Origin of the sequence: Saccharothrix longispora (genome assembly GCF_031455225.1) — a bacterium.
Classification (GTDB): Bacteria; Actinomycetota; Actinomycetes; order Mycobacteriales; family Pseudonocardiaceae; genus Actinosynnema; species Actinosynnema longispora.
Window position 1 is genome coordinate 7,253,923 of the sequence record NZ_JAVDSG010000001.1, and the last position, 16,623, is coordinate 7,270,545.

18 protein-coding genes are annotated in these 16,623 nt (G+C 74.8%); 6 read left to right on the forward strand and 12 right to left on the reverse strand.

What is annotated here, in order from left to right; translation table 11 throughout:
* The first annotated feature begins 12 nt into the window (after nt 1-12).
* Together J2S66_RS31520 and J2S66_RS31525 are read left to right on the forward strand one after the other, a co-directional pair.
* The gene (locus J2S66_RS31520) at nt 13-1,671 is read left to right on the forward strand and encodes an FAD-binding oxidoreductase (RefSeq protein WP_310311727.1); all 1,659 of its coding nucleotides are present in this window, start codon (nt 13-15) and stop codon (nt 1,669-1,671) included.
* A complete protein-coding gene (locus J2S66_RS31525) occupies nt 1,661-2,857 on the forward strand; it encodes an amidohydrolase (RefSeq protein ID WP_310311729.1) in 1,197 nt (398 codons plus the stop codon). The genes J2S66_RS31520 and J2S66_RS31525 overlap by 11 nt, the downstream gene beginning before the upstream one ends.
* Here J2S66_RS31525 and J2S66_RS31530 read toward each other — a convergent pair.
* Complete coding sequence (locus tag J2S66_RS31530) at nt 2,854-4,155, reverse strand: GNAT family N-acetyltransferase (protein WP_310311731.1); 1,302 nt, start codon at nt 4,153-4,155, stop codon at nt 2,854-2,856. The two genes, J2S66_RS31525 and J2S66_RS31530, sit on opposite strands and share 4 nt — an antisense overlap.
* 36 nt (nt 4,156-4,191) lie before the next feature.
* Between J2S66_RS31530 and J2S66_RS31535 the strand changes: the two genes are divergently transcribed.
* Entirely contained in the window at nt 4,192-4,599 is a 408-nt protein-coding gene (locus J2S66_RS31535) for a GNAT family N-acetyltransferase (protein ID WP_306745674.1), read from the forward strand.
* Between the two features lie 18 nt (nt 4,600-4,617).
* Here J2S66_RS31535 and J2S66_RS31540 read toward each other — a convergent pair whose 3' ends face one another.
* From J2S66_RS31540 to J2S66_RS31560, 5 genes are all read right to left on the reverse strand, one after another.
* A complete protein-coding gene (locus tag J2S66_RS31540) occupies nt 4,618-5,082 on the reverse strand; it encodes a hypothetical protein (RefSeq protein ID WP_310311734.1) in 465 nt (154 codons plus the stop codon).
* A complete protein-coding gene (locus tag J2S66_RS31545) occupies nt 5,079-7,838 on the reverse strand; it encodes an FtsK/SpoIIIE domain-containing protein (protein WP_374726156.1) in 2,760 nt (919 codons plus the stop codon). Before J2S66_RS31545 ends, J2S66_RS31540 begins: the two co-directional genes overlap by 4 nt.
* A 1-nt stretch (nt 7,839) precedes the next feature.
* Nucleotides 7,840-8,082: a hypothetical protein gene (locus J2S66_RS31550; protein WP_310311736.1), complete on the reverse strand. Its 243-nt coding sequence runs from the start codon at nt 8,080-8,082 to the stop codon at nt 7,840-7,842.
* Between the two features lie 10 nt (nt 8,083-8,092).
* Nucleotides 8,093-8,353, reverse strand: a complete 261-nt coding sequence (locus tag J2S66_RS31555) for a hypothetical protein (RefSeq protein WP_306745678.1) — start codon at nt 8,351-8,353, stop codon at nt 8,093-8,095.
* Between the two features lie 138 nt (nt 8,354-8,491).
* Nucleotides 8,492-9,283 (reverse strand): hypothetical protein, encoded by a 792-nt coding sequence (locus tag J2S66_RS31560; protein ID WP_310311740.1) that lies wholly within the window; start codon nt 9,281-9,283, stop codon nt 8,492-8,494.
* 217 nt (nt 9,284-9,500) lie between these two features.
* On the opposite strand from J2S66_RS31560, the gene J2S66_RS31565 reads away from it, so the two are divergent.
* A complete protein-coding gene (locus J2S66_RS31565; RefSeq protein WP_310311742.1) occupies nt 9,501-9,878 on the forward strand; it encodes a hypothetical protein in 378 nt (125 codons plus the stop codon).
* A 104-nt stretch (nt 9,879-9,982) separates the two neighbouring features.
* On the opposite strand, the gene J2S66_RS31570 is transcribed toward J2S66_RS31565, so the two are convergent.
* The 4 genes from J2S66_RS31570 to J2S66_RS31585 all read right to left on the reverse strand — a co-directional run bounded on the left by J2S66_RS31570 (nt 9,983) and on the right by J2S66_RS31585 (nt 13,102).
* Complete coding sequence (locus J2S66_RS31570; RefSeq protein WP_310311744.1) at nt 9,983-10,768, reverse strand: alpha/beta fold hydrolase; 786 nt, start codon at nt 10,766-10,768, stop codon at nt 9,983-9,985.
* A complete protein-coding gene (locus J2S66_RS31575) occupies nt 10,769-11,398 on the reverse strand; it encodes a DUF4232 domain-containing protein (protein ID WP_310311747.1) in 630 nt (209 codons plus the stop codon).
* A 98-nt stretch (nt 11,399-11,496) separates the two neighbouring features.
* Entirely contained in the window at nt 11,497-12,504 is a 1,008-nt protein-coding gene (locus tag J2S66_RS31580) for a gamma-glutamylcyclotransferase (RefSeq protein WP_310311749.1), read from the reverse strand.
* Nucleotides 12,505-12,727: 223 nt separating this feature from the next.
* Entirely contained in the window at nt 12,728-13,102 is a 375-nt protein-coding gene (locus J2S66_RS31585; protein ID WP_310311753.1) for a winged helix-turn-helix transcriptional regulator, read from the reverse strand.
* 95 nt (nt 13,103-13,197) lie between these two features.
* On the opposite strand from J2S66_RS31585, the gene J2S66_RS31590 reads away from it, so the two are divergent.
* The gene (locus J2S66_RS31590) at nt 13,198-13,992 is read left to right on the forward strand and encodes an NAD(P)H-binding protein (protein WP_310311755.1); all 795 of its coding nucleotides are present in this window, start codon (nt 13,198-13,200) and stop codon (nt 13,990-13,992) included.
* A gap of 4 nt (nt 13,993-13,996) precedes the next feature.
* On the opposite strand, the gene J2S66_RS31595 is transcribed toward J2S66_RS31590, so the two are convergent.
* The gene (locus J2S66_RS31595; protein WP_310311757.1) at nt 13,997-14,995 is read right to left on the reverse strand and encodes a LysR family transcriptional regulator; all 999 of its coding nucleotides are present in this window, start codon (nt 14,993-14,995) and stop codon (nt 13,997-13,999) included.
* A gap of 277 nt (nt 14,996-15,272) precedes the next feature.
* On the opposite strand from J2S66_RS31595, the gene J2S66_RS31600 reads away from it, so the two are divergent.
* Nucleotides 15,273-15,698, forward strand: a complete 426-nt coding sequence (locus tag J2S66_RS31600) for a nitroreductase family deazaflavin-dependent oxidoreductase (RefSeq protein WP_310311759.1) — start codon at nt 15,273-15,275, stop codon at nt 15,696-15,698.
* Here the strand turns inward: J2S66_RS31600 and J2S66_RS31605 are convergent.
* On the reverse strand, nt 15,695-16,615 hold the full coding sequence (locus tag J2S66_RS31605) for a PhzF family protein (protein ID WP_310311761.1): 921 nt from the start codon (nt 16,613-16,615) through the stop codon (nt 15,695-15,697). The genes J2S66_RS31600 and J2S66_RS31605 overlap by 4 nt on opposite strands.
* Nucleotides 16,616-16,623 lie beyond the last annotated feature (8 nt).

The window sequence follows — 16,623 nt, forward strand, 5'->3', positions numbered from 1 at the left end:
CACACTGTAGCGGTGACCGAGCGCATCGACCACACCCTCCGGGGCCGGTGGACCACCGAGCAGGCCCAGTTGCCGCCGCACGCCCTGACGTGGCTCCACGCACGCATCGGGACCGGCGCCGGGGCCGTCACGCCGGCGCGCCCGCCCGCCGTGCCCGACTCGGCCCTGGGCGACGCCGCGCGCACCGCGCTGGACGACGTCGTCGGTCCCGGCCACGTGCGGGTGGACCCCGGCTCGCGCCTCGGCCGCGCCGGCGGCCTGTCCTACCTGGACCTGCTGCGGCAGCGCGGTGACGGCGACCTCGCCGTGCCCGACGCCGTCGTACTGCCCGGCACGCCCGAGGAGGTCACCGAGGTCCTGAAGACCTGCGTCGAGCACGACGTGGCAGTGGTCCCGTTCGGCGGCGGCACGTCGGTCGTCGGCGGCGTCACGGCCCTGCGCGGCGACAAGGCCGCGGTGATCGCCCTCGACCTGGCCAGGCTCGACCGGCTCGTCTCGGTCGACCCGGTGTCGCGCCTGGCCGTGCTCCAGGCCGGCCTGACCGCGCCGGAGGCCGACCGGCTGCTCGCCGCGCACGGCTTCACGCTCGGCCACGTGCCGCAGTCCTACGAGCGGGCGACCGTCGGCGGGTTCGCCGCGACCCGCTCGGCCGGTCAGGCGTCCTCCGGCTACGGCCGGTTCGAGGACCTGGTCGAGGGCGTGCGGCTGAGCACGCCGGTGGGCGAGTGGCGGCTGGGCGCGGCGCCCGCGTCCGCCGCCGGCCCCGACCTCAAGCAGCTCGTCGTCGGCAGCGAGGGCGCGTTCGGCGTGATCACGGAGGTCGGCGTGCGGCTGCGCCCGCGACCGGCGGTCGAGCGCTACGAGGGGTTCTTCGTGGACGGTTGGGCGCGCGGCGCGGACGTCGTGCGCGACCTCGCCCAGCGGCGCGTGCTCGCCGACGTCACCCGGCTGTCCGACGTGGACGAGAGCGAGGTGTCGCTGGCGCTGGCCGGCGGCTGGAAGACCACGGCGCTCAAGGCCTACCTGAGGGCGCGCGGGATCGGGCGGCCGTGCCTGCTGGTGCTCGGCTGGCACGGCCGGGACCGGCAGGAGGTCCGGCGGCGCAGGCGGGAGACCCTGCGCGGCGTCGAGGCCGTGCGCCTCGGCACCCCGCTCGGCGAGGCGTGGCGGCACGGCCGGTTCAACGGCCCGCGCCAGCGCGACGCGCTGCTGGAGGCCGGTGTGTGCGTCGAGACCCTGGAGACCGCCGCGCACTGGTCGCGCCTCTCCGAGCTGCGCACCGCCGTGCGCGGGGCGCTCGTCGACGCGCTCGGCGACGGCTGCCTGGTCATGTGCCACATCTCGCACGCCTACGAGACCGGCGCGTCCCTCTACTTCACGGTCCTCGCCGCCCGCGACGCCGACGACCCGGTGCGCCAGTGGCAGGTCGCCAAGGCCGCCGCCGGCGAGGCCATCGCCGGGCTCGGCACGATCACCCACCACCACGCGGTGGGCACCGACCACGCCCCGTACCTGGAGGGCGAGGTGGGCGCGCTCGGCGTGGACGTGCTGGCCTCGGTCAAGCGCGCCCTCGACCCGACCGGCGTGCTCAACCCCGGCAAGCTGATCCCCGGCCGGACCCTCGCCGGCGGGTCCCCGCCGGCCGGGCTAGCGTCGCGGGATGACCGGTGACCTGCTGATCCGCTCCGTGCGGCCGTGGCCGAACGTCCCCGGCACGCCCGCCGTCGACGTGCTCTGCCGGGACGGCCGCATCGCCGCGACCGCGCCCGACCTGGACGTCCCCGCCGGCACCGCCGAGGCCGACGGGCGCGGCGGCGTGCTGCTGCCCGCCTTCACCGACGCGCACGCGCACCTCGACTCCACGCGCCTCGGCCTGCCGTTCCGCCCGCACAGCGCCGGCGCCGGCCTCGCCGAGCTGATCGACGACGACCGCCGCAACTGGCGCACCGCCGAGGAGTCCGTCGCCGACCGCGCCACCCGCACGCTGGGCCGCACCATCGCCGCCGGCGCCACGCACGTGCGCAGCCACGCGCAGGTCGACGTCGACTCGGGGCTGGACAAGCTGGACGGCGTGCTGGCCGCCCGCGAGGCGCACGCCGACCGCGCGCACGTCGAGGTGGTGGCGTTCCCGCAGTGCGGCATCCTGCGCGAGAAGGGCACCGCCGAACTGCTCGACGCCGCGCTGCGGTCGGGCGCGGACCTCGTCGGCGGCCTCGACCCGGCCGGGTACGACCGCGACCCGGTGCGGCACCTCGACCTCGTGTTCGGCCTGGCCGAGAAGCACCAGTGCGGGGTGGACGTGCACCTGCACGACGCCGGCTCGCTCGGCGCGTTCGAGGTCGAGCTGATCTGCGAGCGGGTCGCCGCGCTCGGCATGCGCGGGCAGACCACGATCAGCCACGCGTTCGCGCTGTCCACTGTGGACGAGGACCGGCGGCGCGAGCTGGTGGACCTGCTGGCCGAGCACGACGTCGCGGTCACCACGGTCGCGCCGGGCGTGCGGGAACCCCTGCCGCTGCTCGGCCTGCGCCGCGCCGGCGTGCGCCTGGGCCTCGGCCAGGACGGCATCCGCGACTACTGGTCCCCGTACGGCGACGGCGACATGCTCGACCGGACCTGGCAGCTCGCCTACCGCAACGGCTTCCGCCGGGACGACCAGGTCGAGATGTGCGCGGACATCGCCACCCGGGGCGGCGCCGCCGTGCTGGGGCGCACCCTGGGCCTCACCGAGGGCGCGCCCGCCGACCTGGTCGTGGTGCCCGGCGACACGGTCACCGCCGCCGTGATGGACCGCGCGCCCCGCACCCTGGTCGTGCACGGGGGACGCGTCGTCGCCGCCGACGGCGAGCTGGTCTAGCCGCGGCTCCGCAGCACGGCCCGCGCCGCCGCGCCCACCTCCGGGTCGTCGAGCAGCGGCGTCACGGCGGCGCGGATCGCCGGGAGCTGGTCCAGGCAGCCCAGCGCGGCCCGCGCCCACACCGCGTCGGCCAGCCCGTCGAGCTCGTACACCTCCTCGTCGCGGCCCTCGGCGATCAGCGCGGCCACCTCGCCGTCCACGTCCCGCGCGGGCCGCGCCAGGGACTCGAACTCCGCCCGTCGGTCCGGTCGGCAGCCGTCCAGCACCTCGTCGAGGAAGTCGAGCAGGTCACCGCGCACGTCGGCGGCCCGCGGGTCGGACAGGGCGGCCAGGACGGCGGGCAGGGCGTGCGGCGTCACCGACCACACCGTGCTCTGGTGCACCACCGCCGACCGAAGGTGGCGCGCGGCGCGGGCGCGCGCGGCCGGGTCGTCCCCGGTCAGCGCCGCCAGGTGGGCGGGGGTGTCGGACGCGACGCCGTAGGCGTGCAGCAGGCCGGAGAAGTCCGCCGCGCCGGGGACCCCGGCGGCGTGCCGCGGCGGACGGGGCGCGGCGGCGTCGCCGACCGCGCGATCCGGGCCGGGCAGGGCCGCCACGCTCCGGTAGGCGAACCCCAGCCGGCGGTAGACGGCGATGGCGGCCGGGTTGTCGGCGTGCACCATCAGCGCGCAGCCGCCGTGCTCCGCCAGGAGGTCCCGGGCGACGAACGCGCAGACGGCCGTCGACAACGAGCGCCCCCGGTGGTCGGGGTGCGTGGCCACGCCCGCGAGGAACCCCACGCCCGGCGCCGACCACGCGTCCGCCGCCACGGCCGCGAGCACGCCGTCCACCCGGATGCCGGCCCACCGGCTCGGCCCCGGCTCGTGCGGCCACACGTACGAGTGAGGGCTGGCCTTGCGCAGCAACGACTCGACGGCGTCCCGCTCGTCCTCACCCAGCCACTCCGGGACCCAACGCGAGGAGATCGGGTCGTCCGGCAGCCGCCCGTCGCGCTCCATCCAGCCGAACACGATCCGGTCCGGCCGGTCCAGCCCGACCGCCAGCTCCTCGGTGACCAGCGGCGTGACCCCCGGCCCGGTGTGCGCGCGGAGCAGCACGGCCACGTCGTCCACCGGTCCCGCCGCCACCAGCCGGTCGCGCCGGTTCAGGCCGGGCGCGAGCACGGCCACCGCGTCGCCGTGCGCCCACGCGGCGCCGCCGCCGCGCCAGTGGCCGGGCAGGAGGACCTGGGCGGCCCAGCGCACCAGGAGGTCGGGGTTGGCCGCGGCCACGTCGGCGGGGGTGGGCAGTTCGCGCATGACCGCATCATCACCCGGGGGACTACCCTCGCGCGCATGGACATCCGCCGCGTCACGTCGTTCGACGCCGTCCTGGCCGCGGGCCACCTGTTCGACGGGCCGCCGCGCGAGGACGCCACCCGCGCGTTCCTCGCCGACGACCGGCACCACCTGCTCGTCGCCTACGTCGACGGCGCGCCCGCCGGGTTCGCCTCCGGCGTGGAGACCATCCACCCCGACAAGGGCGTGGAGATGTTCCTCTACGAGCTGGGCGTGGACGACGCGTTCCAGCGGCGCGGCATCGGCACCGCGCTCGTCGGCGCCCTCGTCGAGCTGGCCCGCGAGCGGGGCTGCACCGGCGCGTGGACCGGCACCGAGAAGGACAACGCCGCCGCGCTGGCCACCTACCGCAAGTCGGACGCCGAGCTCGACTTCGACACCGTCGCCGTCTCCTGGGGCTTCTAGGCCCCCCGGACGGCCCGCTCAGGCGCTCTTGCGGCGCAGCAGCGTGCGCCGCTGGAGCGACTCCTCCAGCGCCTCGAACGCGCGGTTCATCGCCGCGTCGTACTCCTCCTGCGGGCGCGGCGGCACCGACTCGTCCGGCGCGGGCACCGGGGTCATCGTCATCCACCGCTCCTCCCAGAGCAGCTCGACGACGGCCTCCCAGTGCACCCGCACCACGGCGCGCACCAGCTTCTCCCGCTCGATGACCTCGACCACCCGCTCCTGCGACGCGGCCAGCCCGGCGATCAGCTCCCGGACCCGGTCCCGGTCGCGGGCGCGCACGCGGTCGACGGACTCGGCGGCGAGGCCGACCAGCTCCTTGTACCGCTCGACCGCCGAGACCGCCGGGACCGCCCCGACGTCGCCGGCGGCACCTCCGACAGCACCTCCGGCGGGCACCCCGCGGGTGCGCTGAGCCGGCACCGCGGACACGTGGCTGATCATGGTTCCTCCCCGGTGTCGAACGGGATGACGACCTCGGGCCGCGAGTGCTCGAACCGGTCGAAGAACAGGCCGCGACGCGGTCGGGGCGACCACGACAGCACCGGCTCCGGACCGAGCGACAGCAGCTCCTTGCCCTGGATGTCGAACGCCACCCACGCGCCGATGTCGTCGTAGGCGCCGGGCGACAGGCTGTTCTTCAACCGCTGCACGCCACGCCACCAGCCCAGCACGTGGGTGCGGTGCTCCGGGCCGTGCCGCAGCACGGTGCGCAGCCGGTCCACCCCGGACGTCTTGGACTCGTCCTTCTGCTCCAGGAGGGTGTGCGCCGCGTCCACGCCGTAAACCACCAGGTAGTGGGGAACCGGCGGGGCGGGCGTCTTGTCGGTCATCCGCCCACTGATGCCGACGGCGGTCCCGGTGATCAGCTGCTGCACGTCGTTGAGGTCCTTCAGGAACGCCTCGTGGCCCACGTCGTGCAGCTGCTTGCACAGCCTCTCGGCGAACGGCTTCGCGTCCTCGACCAGCCACACCACGCTGAACGTGGCCTCGCCGGGCTCGTGCTGGCGGGCCAGGGACAGCGCCGCGCCGTTCAGCACGGCCGCCGCCTCCGCGGCGATGGAGCCGAGCACCGCGACGTTGCGCCCCGGCGTGCGGGCCAGCCGCACCTTGGCCGCGCTGCCCGCCACGTCGATGACCTGGCCCAGCAGCACGGTCGGGTTGCCGTCGCTCGGCCGCAGCGCCCGGAAGTCCGGCAGCGTGGCCAGCGCGGGCACCTTGCTGCCGTCGAACAGGATCGGTTCGGCCAGGTCGGGCGGCCGGCGGCGATGCAGCTCGGCCTGGAGCGCGTCGATCGTGCCCCGGGCGGTGGCGTCCGGGATGCGCGCCACCTCGTTGCCCGGCCGCACGCCCGACTCGTGGTTGACCACCGCGTGCCAGCGCGGCAGTTCCGTGGCGGCGTCGTTCATGTCGGCCAGCACCCGCCGCGACTTGGGCAGCGCGATGCGCACGGTGAACTGCTCGAAGATCGCCGACCGGCCCCAGAACGCCTGGATGCTCGACACGTCCTGGCTCGACAGCACCAGGTGGATGCCCTGCGACCGGCCGCGCCGGGCCACGTCCTCCAGCAGCTGCGTCGCCTGGGCGGTGACCGGGTCGCGCTCGCCGAACATGTACTGGAACTCGTCGATCACGGCCACGATCCGCGGCCAGTGGCCGGTCGGGTCCTCCTCGCGCAGCTGCTCCAGCTTGGTGACCTCGTGCCGCTTCGCCGCGTCCGCCCGCCTGCGCATCTCGTCGGACAGGAACGCCAGCAGCGCCACGCCGAACTCCCGGTCGGTGTTGACGTTCACCCCGACCAGCCGGGCGTGCGGCAGCCACGTCGGGTCCTTGCGGCCCGGCGCGAACTGCGCGAACGACACGCCCTCCTTGAAGTCGAGCAGGTACAGCTCCAGCTCGTCGGGCGAGTACCGGGCGGCGAGGCTGCCCAGCATGGCGTAGAGGAAGTTCGTCTTGCCCGAGCCGCTGGGGCCGCCGATCAGCGCGTGCGGCGAGGTGTCGCCGAGCGCCACCGGCACCGGCTCGCCGTCCTGGTAACCGACGGGGGCCGCGACGCCGGCGGCGGACGACTCCCGCCACAGGTGCTCGGGCAGCAGGTCGGCGAACGTGCTCTGCCGGGTGCGGCGGGCCTCCCGCTCGTCGGCGATGGCCGCGCACGCCCGCGGCACGGCGGCGCGCGGGAACGGCGGGTCCAGCGCCACGGTGACGTGCGCGCCGGTCATGGTGCACGTCGCGGTCTGGTCCGGGGCGATCGTCACGGTCTCGATCGGCGAGTTCACCGTGATCGGGATGTCGACGATGACCAGCTCGATCCCCGCCGCGAGGCCGTTGCGGGCGACCCGCTGGAGCTGCTGCTGGTGCTCCTCGCGCAGCGGTCGCCGGTTGCCGAACAGCACGGCCACCCGCCACGGCTCGGTGCGCCGCCCGCCGGCGGCCCGCACCGACTGGTGGCCCTCCACCAGCACGCCGGTGTGCACCCGGCGGATGTGGTCGGACAGCTCGTCGAGCAGCTCGTGCAGCCGGGCCGGGTCGTGCACGGTGAGCAGACCCGCCCTGGTCAGCGGGTACAGGCCGGGCAGCGAGCCGGTGAGCGCGTTGACGTCCCACACGTGGACGTGCACCAGACCCGGCTGGAAGTGGCTGAGCACCCGCAGCAGGAGGTTCTCCACCAGCCCCTCGGCGGTGTGCCGGCTCTCGTGCGTGGACGCGACGTGCAGGTGCGCGTGGTCGAGCAGCGGGACCGCCACCGGGAACCGCCGAGGCTCCGGCGCGCTGCGCACTACGCCCGTGCCGACGCGCCACAGCTCCGGCACGGGCTCGCTGCCGTCCGCCGTGCCGGGCCGGCCGAGCCACGACTCGTGCGGCCGCGACGCCGGGCCCCGGGCGGCCGAGTCGACCAGGGTGGCCAGCTCGTCGGGGCCGTGCTCGGACCACTCGCGGAACGCCTCGACCCGGTCCACGAGCGCCCGCGCGAGCTGCTGGGAGAACAGCGGGTTCGCCAGCGCCCCGGCGAGCAGCGGGTCGTCCAGCGCCCGGTCCACGCCGTCGCCGCGCAGCATCACCTCGAACATGTCGCGGGCGCGCTCGTCGGCGAGGAGCCGGTGCTCCCGCGAGGCGTTGCCCAGCGCGGCGGCGACCGCCGCGCGGAACTCCTCGAAGGCGCCCTCGATCCTCCTGCGGCGTTCGTCGCGCCTGCTCACGTCACAGCTCCCCGGCCACGCGCTGGACCAGCTCGATGCTGCCGACGATCAGCTCAAGCTCGTCGGCGAACAGCTCACCGGCCTTGGTGAACTCCGGCGGCACGAGCGACTCCGGGTGGTTCGCGCTCGCGGCGACCAGCAGCCCGACCGCCTCGTCCAGCGCATCCCTGGCCTCCCTGACGCAGCGGTAGGCGTCGCGGAGGTACTCGCAGCTCTGGTCGAGCGCGACCCTGATGTCGCCCACCGTCGCCACGTCAGAGCCCGGAGTTGTAGCTCTCGGCCTGGTTGATCCCGGCCCGGAGCTGGTTCTGCAGGTCGGTGACGCCGTTGGCGACCTCGGCGAAGTGCGCGTTGGCCTGCTCGACCTCGGACTGGCCGCTGCCCTGGGTCGTCTGGCTCAGCAGCGCCTGCGCGTCCGTGGCCAGGTCCGCGGCCTGTTGCAGGGCGTTGATGCTGTCGTTCGCCTTGCTGACGGCCTGGGCGATCGCCGTGCGGACTTCTTCGACGGTGGCCATGTCGGGTACCGACCCCTCCTGCGCTTTCGCTGGTGTTCCTATAGTTGAAAGTAGTACCCAAGGTTTCGTGTTCCACAAGCAAGATCGGCTGACCGGGTGGAATGGTGAATCCACTCGTTCGGTTCAGCGAAGTGGATCTCAGTCGGGCACCGTCCACACGAATGCCGAGGCGGGCGTCGCTGTGAGTCCCAGAGCCGTGATCCCACTGGGTGGGACGGCTGCCGCTGACCAGCGCGTGGTCGCGGACCCCTCGGACCACTCCACGGACGTCCACCCCGAACGGCCCAGCGACGTGACGGCGTCCTGTAGCGCCACCTCGGCCGAAGTTTCCGCCGAACCGAGGTCGACGTGCACGCTCAGTACGTGCCCAAGGGGAGCCACCCGGGTGATCTTGCCATTCCTCGCGACGCGGCTCGCTACCGCCCGCGCCTGCCACTCGGCCCGCTCCACCCGATCCGTTTCCACGTCGACGCGCAAGAGGAGGCGCGTGGTCGGCCGTTCGGCCCCCACCGGCTCGGCCGGCTCGGCCGGCGCCTCCTCCCGGTGCGCCGGGTCGCCGCCCACCCACGCCTCCACCAGCAGCCGCTCCGCGCCCGGCAGCAGGCCGTCGAGCCGGTCCGGGTCGTCCAGCACCGTCCACGCCGTCGGCGGCTCGCACGACACCCGCGGCACCGGCAGGTCGTCGCCCAGCCCCCGGACGTACGACCGCACCGCGCGCGCCAGCGCGGCGGCCACGTTCCGGGCCACCCGCTCGCCGCTCGGGCTGCTGATCGTCACCGACCAGCAGCCGGGCTCCTCGTCGGAGCAGTCGGAGGCGCGCACCACCCGCCCGCCCAGGCGCAGCAGGCCGGCGCAGGCCGCGCGCGCCTGCCGCTCGTCGTCGGCCGCCACCACCGCGGTGATCAGCAGCTCCAGGTCTTCTCCCACCATGTCGGGACGGAATTGTCCACGACACGGACAGGGGTGTCAGCGGCCCTTTGCCGTCACCCACAAGCAGGGCTCACCGGACACCCCTCGTGATGAGCCCTGATCAGCGTGTTTTGGCACGTCGAAACAGCGCATCACCCGATGTGGTCGGCGGCGGGCGGCGGCGCGTCGCCGAGGTGACGATGACTGGCGCATGGTCACAAACACCCAGGAGGTTCCCATGCGCAGTGTCATCCGGTTCATCGCCGCCGGCGCGGTCTCGCTGCCCCTGCTGATCGGAGCCGCGGGCATCGCGTCGGCCGATCCCGGCACCCACACCGAGCACGAGAACTACACCGTGGCCGCCTCGTCGGAGGGCGCGCTCGTCCACGAGGTCCAGGCCGGTGCGCACGAGCACGGTGTGGCGTACTTCCACGAGAGCTTCGTGGGCGCCGGATCGGAAGGCGCCGGCTACTACGAGGTGAGCGCGGTGTCCTACCCCGGTGGCGCGCACTACGAGGACGAGTACGCCTTCGCGGGTCCGCACGGCGCGGTCGTGGGCGGTGCGGAGAGCAGCGCCGACAGCGGTGACTGGGACGACGAGGGCTGGGACGACTGACCCGGTCCCGACCTGACCCCCGGACCCGGGCGCGCGTCGCGCGCCCGGGTCCGGGGGTCACCCGCTCGACCCGGAGCGCTTTCCGGCATCACCCGGCCCGGTGATCAGTCCAGGTCCAGCACCCGCCGGACGAACGCGACCACGTCCGCCAGCACCTCGGCCGAGTTGGTCTCGTTGAACACCTCGTGCCGGGCGCCGGGGTAGACGCGCTCCTCGAACAGCAGGCCGCGCAGGCGGTCGGTGCCGGTGCGGGTGTCCGCGAGCGGCACCAGCCCGTCGGCTTCGCCGTGCAGCCAGAGGGTCGGCAGGTGCTCCAGGGACGGGCCGTAGTTGACCTCGTCGAGGGCCCGCTCCAGGGCCTCCAGCGTGGGGCGCTTGAACGGGCCGTGCCAGACCAGGGGATCGGCGGCGTAGCGCTTGCCGACCTCCGGGTCGCGCGACAGGGTGGCCGGGTCGATCGGCGTGTCCGGCACCTCCGGCAGCGCGAGCGCGTCCAGGCCCTGCCAGGTGCCCAGCACGGGGGCGGAGAGCACGAGGGCGGCCGGCGGGTGCAACTGCGCGTACCTCGCCGCGACCAGGCCGCCCATCGAGTGCCCGACGAGCACCAGCGGCAGGTCGGACGCGGCCGAGGCGATCGCCGCGCCGACGTCGGCGACCAGACCCTCGAAGTCGGTGATCAGCGCGGGCTCGCCGTCCGAGCGACCGTGGCCGACGTGGTCGGCGGCCACCACCAGCGCGCCCGCCTCGACCAGCGCGTCCGCGACGTGCCCGTACCTGCCGCCGTGCTCGCCGTACCCGTGCACGAGCACGGCGAGCCAGGAGGCGTCCAGGTTGGGCCAGGTGCGGACGGCGAGTTCCCCGGCGTGGCCGGGGACGTTGGACTCGATCACCTACGCAGCGTAGAACGCGCTGATGACGATCCGCCCCCCGGCGCACACCGGGCCGAAGTGCCAGTCCAGCGTCATCGGCTGGGTCTCGTCCGGCGGGATGGCCGCCGCCCGCGCCGCCTCCGGCTCGCACGGCCGCTCGACCGGCTCGTCACCGGTGGCCACGACCGTCCAGTGCAGGTTCGCCGCGGCCTGCGCCTTCGGCGGCAGCACCACCCGCGACGGGCCCGGGTCGGCCTCGCGCTCCAGGTCGGTCGGCACCGGCTGCCCGGCGGCGTCGAGCAGTTGGAGGCCGCTGTAGCCGTTGAGCGTGCACGGCGTCGTGCCGTTGTTGGTCACCACCAGCTTGGCGTAGCGGTTGCCGGCGGCCGCGTCGGCCGGCCGGACCTCGCCCGCGAGCACGGCCGCCGTGCAGCGGTTCGACGCCGGGCCGGCCGTGGCCTGGTCCGTGGCCGAGGGCTGGGTCGCCGGCGAGCTCGGCGGCACCGGCGCGACGCTGGTCGTGGCGTCCGAGGACGGCGGCGCGAGCCCGATGCTCGACTCGTTCGCCGCCGGTCGGGCGCCGCCGCCGCACGCGGACAGCACGACCGCGAGGGCGCCGACCGCCGCGGTTGCCGCGAGTGGTCGCCTCATGTCCACCTCCTGGTCCAGTGAGTGGTCCCCATGAGGAGGACGTACCCAACGGCCGGGAGGTTGGGTCGTTCTGCCAACAATTCACCGTATTGGGCGCGTCAGTGGTTGTTCTCGACCCAACCATCGGGCAGGACGGGCATGTCGTCCAGCTCGGCGGTCCACAGGTAGGTCCAGCAGACCCGCCCGTCGGGCAGCGTGACGCGCACGCGGGTGTACTCGTCGCCCTCGTACTCGTCGAGCACGGGCAGGGCGTCCTCGGGGTTCTCCAGCCGCAGCACGTGGCCGGGCACGCCGGGGCCGACGCCGCCGTCGGTGGTGGCGAGGGGGCGCAGCGCCGGGTAGCCGCGGCCGGTGTCGTGCAGCGTGCCGGGCAGGCGGGCGGGCTCCGGGTCGCCGCTGGTCAGCGGTTCCACGAGGGGCCAGGCGGCCATGCCGGGGCGGAGCGTGCCGTAGGTGAAGAGGCGGTCGGGCCAGTCGTCGGGGGACGGGTCGCCGTGCACCGGCGTCACGTCCAGGCCGTCGTTCGCGGCGGGCCGCCCGGCCAGGCGCGCCGCACCCCGTTGGTCCACGTCGGCGCAGCGCACCGGCCGCCCGTTGACCAGCAGCGGCATCCGCCTCGACCCGGCGCCGGTGTAGGCGAGCACGGAGTCGACGACGCCGCCGTCGAACAGGGTCACCCGGCCGGTGCGCAGCCGCACGAGCCGGTAGCGCAGCCCCCGGCCCTCGCAGCGGTCGAGCACCCGCAACTGCTCCGCGGTGGCGAACCACACCGCGTGCTCCTCCTCGACGCCCGGCACGGCGGCGAGCGTCGCCGGGCGCTGCCCGTCGACCTTGCGCAGCCCGGCCGCCCAGACGGCGGCCAGCCCCTCGCACCGGGCGCGCAGCACGACCGCCGGGCCGGTCAGGCCGAGTTCCTCGCGCAGCCAGGTCACCTTGGCGGGGTTGGCGTTGGAGCCGTAGGCGAGCACCGGCATCCGGCCCGCGAGGGGCGGTTCGCCGTGCTCGGCCAGCCACTCGTCGAGGTCGCGGCCGTCCGGGGCCACGCGCCACCCCGAGTCGGCGCCCGGGTCCGGGGTGACCGGCCAGCCGGCGCCGTCGAGGTGCACGAAGCAGTGTCCCGGCCGAGCTCCCGGATAGGGCTCGGCCGGGTGACTATCGTCCGTGAAGGGCTGCGTCATGGCGCCCATTCTGGCAAAGCCCACCTGGAATTCACCCGTTGTTGGGTTCGGCCGACCAGCAGAGATCCGATCTCTGGCCGGAATCGCCGAGGTTTCTTCCGGCAATCGGGCTGTGCGGATCGGTACAGATCGGATGTCCGGACGTGAGCTGTCACACGTTCCCGTCCCGCTGCGCGTCGTAGGCGCGCTGGGCCGCCACCAGCTCCGGCAGGTTCTCCTGGATCCACCCGAACAACCCCCTGATCCGCTCCGCGACGTGGGTACCCGCCGGGGTGAGCGAGTAGTCCACACGCGGCGGGATCACCGGGTGCACCTCGCGGTGCACGAGGCCGTCCCGCTCCAGCGCCTGCAACGTCTGGGCCAGCATCTTCTCGCTCACGCCGGTCACCGCGCGGCGCAGTTCGCCGAACCGCAGCGTGCCGTCCAGCAGCTTGCCCAGCACCAGGCCGCCCCACTGGCTCGTGGCGTGGCCGACGATCGCGCGGGACGGGCAGTTGCGGTCGTACACGTCACCCTCGGGCATCATGGCATCGACCCTACCTGCGAGCTTTCCTCGACGTAAGTACCCCACCAAAAGGTGGGTACTGTCGAATAGTTAGCGCTCGACCTAGCGTTGCCAGCATGACGATCCTGATCACCGGCGCGACCGGCCACCTCGGCTCCCTGATCATCGAGCACGCCCGGCGGCTCGCCCCGACCGGCGAGGTCCTGGGGTCGGCGCGCGACCCGCGCAAGGCGGAGCACGCCGGGGTGGAGGTGCGGCCGGGCGACTTCGCGGGCGACCTGTCCTCGACCTTCGCGGGCGTCGACCGGCTCGTGCTCGTGTCCGCCGACGGCCCGAACCGGCTCGACCTGCACCGGGCGGCGGTGCGGGCGGCCGTGGACGCGGGCGTGCGGCACGTGCTCTACACGTCGGTCACCGACGCCGACACCTCGCCGCTGTCGCTGGCCGCCGACCACGCCGCCACCGAGCGGCTGATCCGCGCGAGCGGCCTCGCCTTCACGTTCCTGCGCAACGGCATGTACCACGAGAACTACCTGAACCCCGGCCCGGTCGTGACGGCCGCGGGCGACGGGCGGATCGCGTCGGCGTCCCGGGACGACCTGGCGCTGGCCGCCGCCGTCGCGGCCACCACCGACGGCCACGAGGGCGTCGCCTACGAGCTGACCGGGCCGCGCGCGTGGAGCTTCGACGAGCTGGCCGCGCTGCGCGGCACCACGCACACCAAGGTCACCGCGGAGGAGCGCGTGGCCGGTCTGAGGGGCTTCGACCTGCCGGACTCCCTGGCCGAACTGCTGACCGACATCGAGGTCAACATCGGCCGCGGCGCGCTGTCGGAGGTGCGGCCCGACCTGGAGAAGCTGATCGGCCGCGCGCCCACGACCATCGAGGACGCCGCGCGCGCCGCGGCGTGACGGGTCAGTCGCCGGCGGGGCGCTCCAGGGCGAGGGCGGCGTCGATCTCGCGGTGCGCCTCGGGGTGCTCCTCCCACCACCTCGCGTAACGCGGGTTGCGGGGCAGCAGCGCCCGGTACGCCCGCGCGGCGGCGGCGAACACGTCGTGCGCCCGCCCGGCGGCCGGTCCCTCCCGCCGCGTCGCGAGCATCAGGTCCACCATCAGCGGGGCGCCGCGCAGGGGCCGGACGACGATGCCGTCGCCGCTGCGGGACTGCGGCAGCGCGAACGACACCGCGCCGTTGGCCACCAGGCCGCGCGCGGTGCTCGCCTCGTTCACGTGGTGGGTGAACCGGGGCGTGAACCCGGCCGCCGAGCACGCCGTGAAGATCGCGATGCGGTTGCCGAGCAGCTCGTCCGGCGGGGACACCCAGTCGCGGTCGACGAGCTGCGCCAGGTCCACCTCGTCCTGCTCGCCGAGCGGGTCCGTCTCCGGCAGCGCCACGAACTGCGGCTCGCTGACCAGCCGCCGGACCTCCAGGCCGCGCGTCTCCCGCCGCTCCAACCCCTCGAACCGGTCGAACACGCCGAGCTGGACCCGACCGGACACCAGCAGCTCCAGCAGGTCCGAGGGGCCCCGGGTGATCTCGGTGCGGACCTCCGAGCAGGGGATCGCGCGCCGCAGCTCCTCCACGAAGCGGCCGAAGAACAGCGTGGGCACGCCGCCGACGAGCAGCGGTCCGGGCGTGGCGCCCCGGGTGCGCTCGCGCGCCAGCGACACCAGCTGGTCGACCTCGTCCAGCACCAGCCGGGCCGTGCCGACGACCTGCCTGCCCAGGTCCGTGGGCGACGACCCGGCGGGGGTGCGGTCGAACAACCGGCCGCCGACGATCCGCTCCACGGTCCGCAGCTGGGCGCTCATCGCGGGCTGGGTGAGGCCCAGGCGGGCCGCCGCCTTCGTGAGGCTGCCCTCGTCGGCGATCGCGCAGACCGCCCTGAGGTGGCGCAGTTCGAGCTCGGGCATAACGCCCTTCTATCCCCCTTTCGCATGACCTGCCAGCCCCCGCGCCGGTCATAGTCGGTGGAGTCCCCGCGACGGAGGAGAGCACATGAGCCAGATCTACTGAGCCGCGGCCGTCCCGGTCCCGGCCGCGCCGGGGACCGGGGACGAGCCGGGGGTGACGGGCGGACGTCCCACCCCGTGCGGGCCGCCGGTCGCGACTGCGGAGCAGCGACCGGCGGCCCCGCTCCGTGATCGGCGCTCCGTGCGCGGGGGGCCGGACCTCGGTAGCGTCGAGGCCATGTCAGTAGTGGACAGCCCCGTCGACTGGGTGAAGCAGCACATCCAGCGCTACGTCGAGACGAACGGCGCCGAGGGCCACGAGTGGCGGCCGGGCGTCTTCACCCTCCTGCTCACCACGACCGGCCGGAAGTCCGGCCGGTCGCGCCGCACCGCGCTGATCTACCAGCCGCACGGCGACGCGTACGTGGTGGTCGCCTCCCAGGGCGGTGCGCCCGACCACCCCGCCTGGTTCAAGAACCTCGTCGAGGACGACTCGGTCGAGGTCCAGGTCGCGGCGGACAAGTTCCGGGCGCGGGCACGGGTGGCGACCCCCGAGGAGCGGCCCGCGCTGTGGGCGCTCATGACCGAGGTGTGGCCGGCCTACGACGAGTACGCCGCCAAGACCGACCGCGAGATCCCGCTCGTCGTGCTGGAACGCGCCTAGACCTCCCGGCCCGCGGTCTCCGCCGGGGTCTCCACCGGCGGGATTTCCACCGGCGGGATCTCCACCGGCGGGATCTCCACCGCCGCGCCGGTCACCGCGACCCGCGGGTCGTCCGGGGAGACGCGCACGGTCAGCGTGCTCGGCCGGCCCATGTCCACGCCCTGGTGGACGGTCAGCACGCGCGGCGCGGTCACCAGGCCCAGCAGGCGCAGGTAACCGCCGAACGCCGCGGCCGCCGCCCCGGTGGCGGCGTCCTCGACGACCCCGCCGACCGGGAACGGGTCGCGGGCGTCGAAGGTGTCCTCGTCGCGCTGGTGCACCAGGTGCGCGGTGACGGCGCCGCGCGCCCGCAGCAGGTCGCCCAGGGCGTCGAAGTCGTAGTCGAGCGCGGCCAACCGAGCCCGGTCGCGCACCGCGACCACGAGGTGCCGCGCGCCGCCGAACGCCCAGTGCGCGGGGTAGCGCGGGTCCAGGTCGGCGGCGTCCCAGCGCAGCGCCGCGAGTGCGGCGGCGACGTCCTCGTCGGAGGCGGGTTCGGACGACGTGGGGACGCTGGTCAGGGTCGCCGTGACGCCGTCGGTGTCGATCTCCACCGGACCGGCCGCGGTGTGGAAGCGCAGCGTGCCGGTGCGGCCGAGGGCGACCGCGGTGGCGACCGTGGCGTGGCCGCAGAACGGGACCTCCACCAGCGGGCTGAAATAGCGCACGTCGTACTCGCCGGCGGTGTCGCGGGGGACGGCGAAGGCGGTCTCGGAGTAGCCGATCGCGGCGGCGATCCGGAGCATCGCGGCGTCGTCGAGACCGGTGGCGTCGAGCACCACACCGGCGGGGTTGCCGCCCGCCGGGTCGCTGCTGAACGCGCTGTAGCGGAGGATGGCGGGTTCGGCCCGCCGGGTGCCGGGTGTCGCGGTGGTCATGGGACCCA

What these genes read in the sequence shown, in the direction of transcription:
- J2S66_RS31525 (WP_310311729.1), top strand. Translation starts at nt 1,661, where the DNA reads ATGACCGGTGACCTGCTGATCCGCTCCGTGCGGCCGTGGCCGAACGTC.
- J2S66_RS31530 (WP_310311731.1), bottom strand. Translation starts at nt 4,155, where the DNA reads ATGCGCGAACTGCCCACCCCCGCCGACGTGGCCGCGGCCAACCCCGAC.
- J2S66_RS31535 (WP_306745674.1), top strand. Translation starts at nt 4,192, where the DNA reads ATGGACATCCGCCGCGTCACGTCGTTCGACGCCGTCCTGGCCGCGGGC.
- J2S66_RS31540 (WP_310311734.1), bottom strand. Translation starts at nt 5,082, where the DNA reads ATGATCAGCCACGTGTCCGCGGTGCCGGCTCAGCGCACCCGCGGGGTG.
- J2S66_RS31555 (WP_306745678.1), bottom strand. Translation starts at nt 8,353, where the DNA reads ATGGCCACCGTCGAAGAAGTCCGCACGGCGATCGCCCAGGCCGTCAGC.
- J2S66_RS31560 (WP_310311740.1), bottom strand. Translation starts at nt 9,283, where the DNA reads ATGGTGGGAGAAGACCTGGAGCTGCTGATCACCGCGGTGGTGGCGGCC.
- J2S66_RS31565 (WP_310311742.1), top strand. Translation starts at nt 9,501, where the DNA reads ATGCGCAGTGTCATCCGGTTCATCGCCGCCGGCGCGGTCTCGCTGCCC.
- J2S66_RS31575 (WP_310311747.1), bottom strand. Translation starts at nt 11,398, where the DNA reads ATGAGGCGACCACTCGCGGCAACCGCGGCGGTCGGCGCCCTCGCGGTC.
- J2S66_RS31585 (WP_310311753.1), bottom strand. Translation starts at nt 13,102, where the DNA reads ATGATGCCCGAGGGTGACGTGTACGACCGCAACTGCCCGTCCCGCGCG.
- J2S66_RS31590 (WP_310311755.1), top strand. Translation starts at nt 13,198, where the DNA reads ATGACGATCCTGATCACCGGCGCGACCGGCCACCTCGGCTCCCTGATC.
- J2S66_RS31595 (WP_310311757.1), bottom strand. Translation starts at nt 14,995, where the DNA reads ATGCCCGAGCTCGAACTGCGCCACCTCAGGGCGGTCTGCGCGATCGCC.
- J2S66_RS31600 (WP_310311759.1), top strand. Translation starts at nt 15,273, where the DNA reads ATGTCAGTAGTGGACAGCCCCGTCGACTGGGTGAAGCAGCACATCCAG.
- J2S66_RS31605 (WP_310311761.1), bottom strand. Translation starts at nt 16,615, where the DNA reads ATGACCACCGCGACACCCGGCACCCGGCGGGCCGAACCCGCCATCCTC.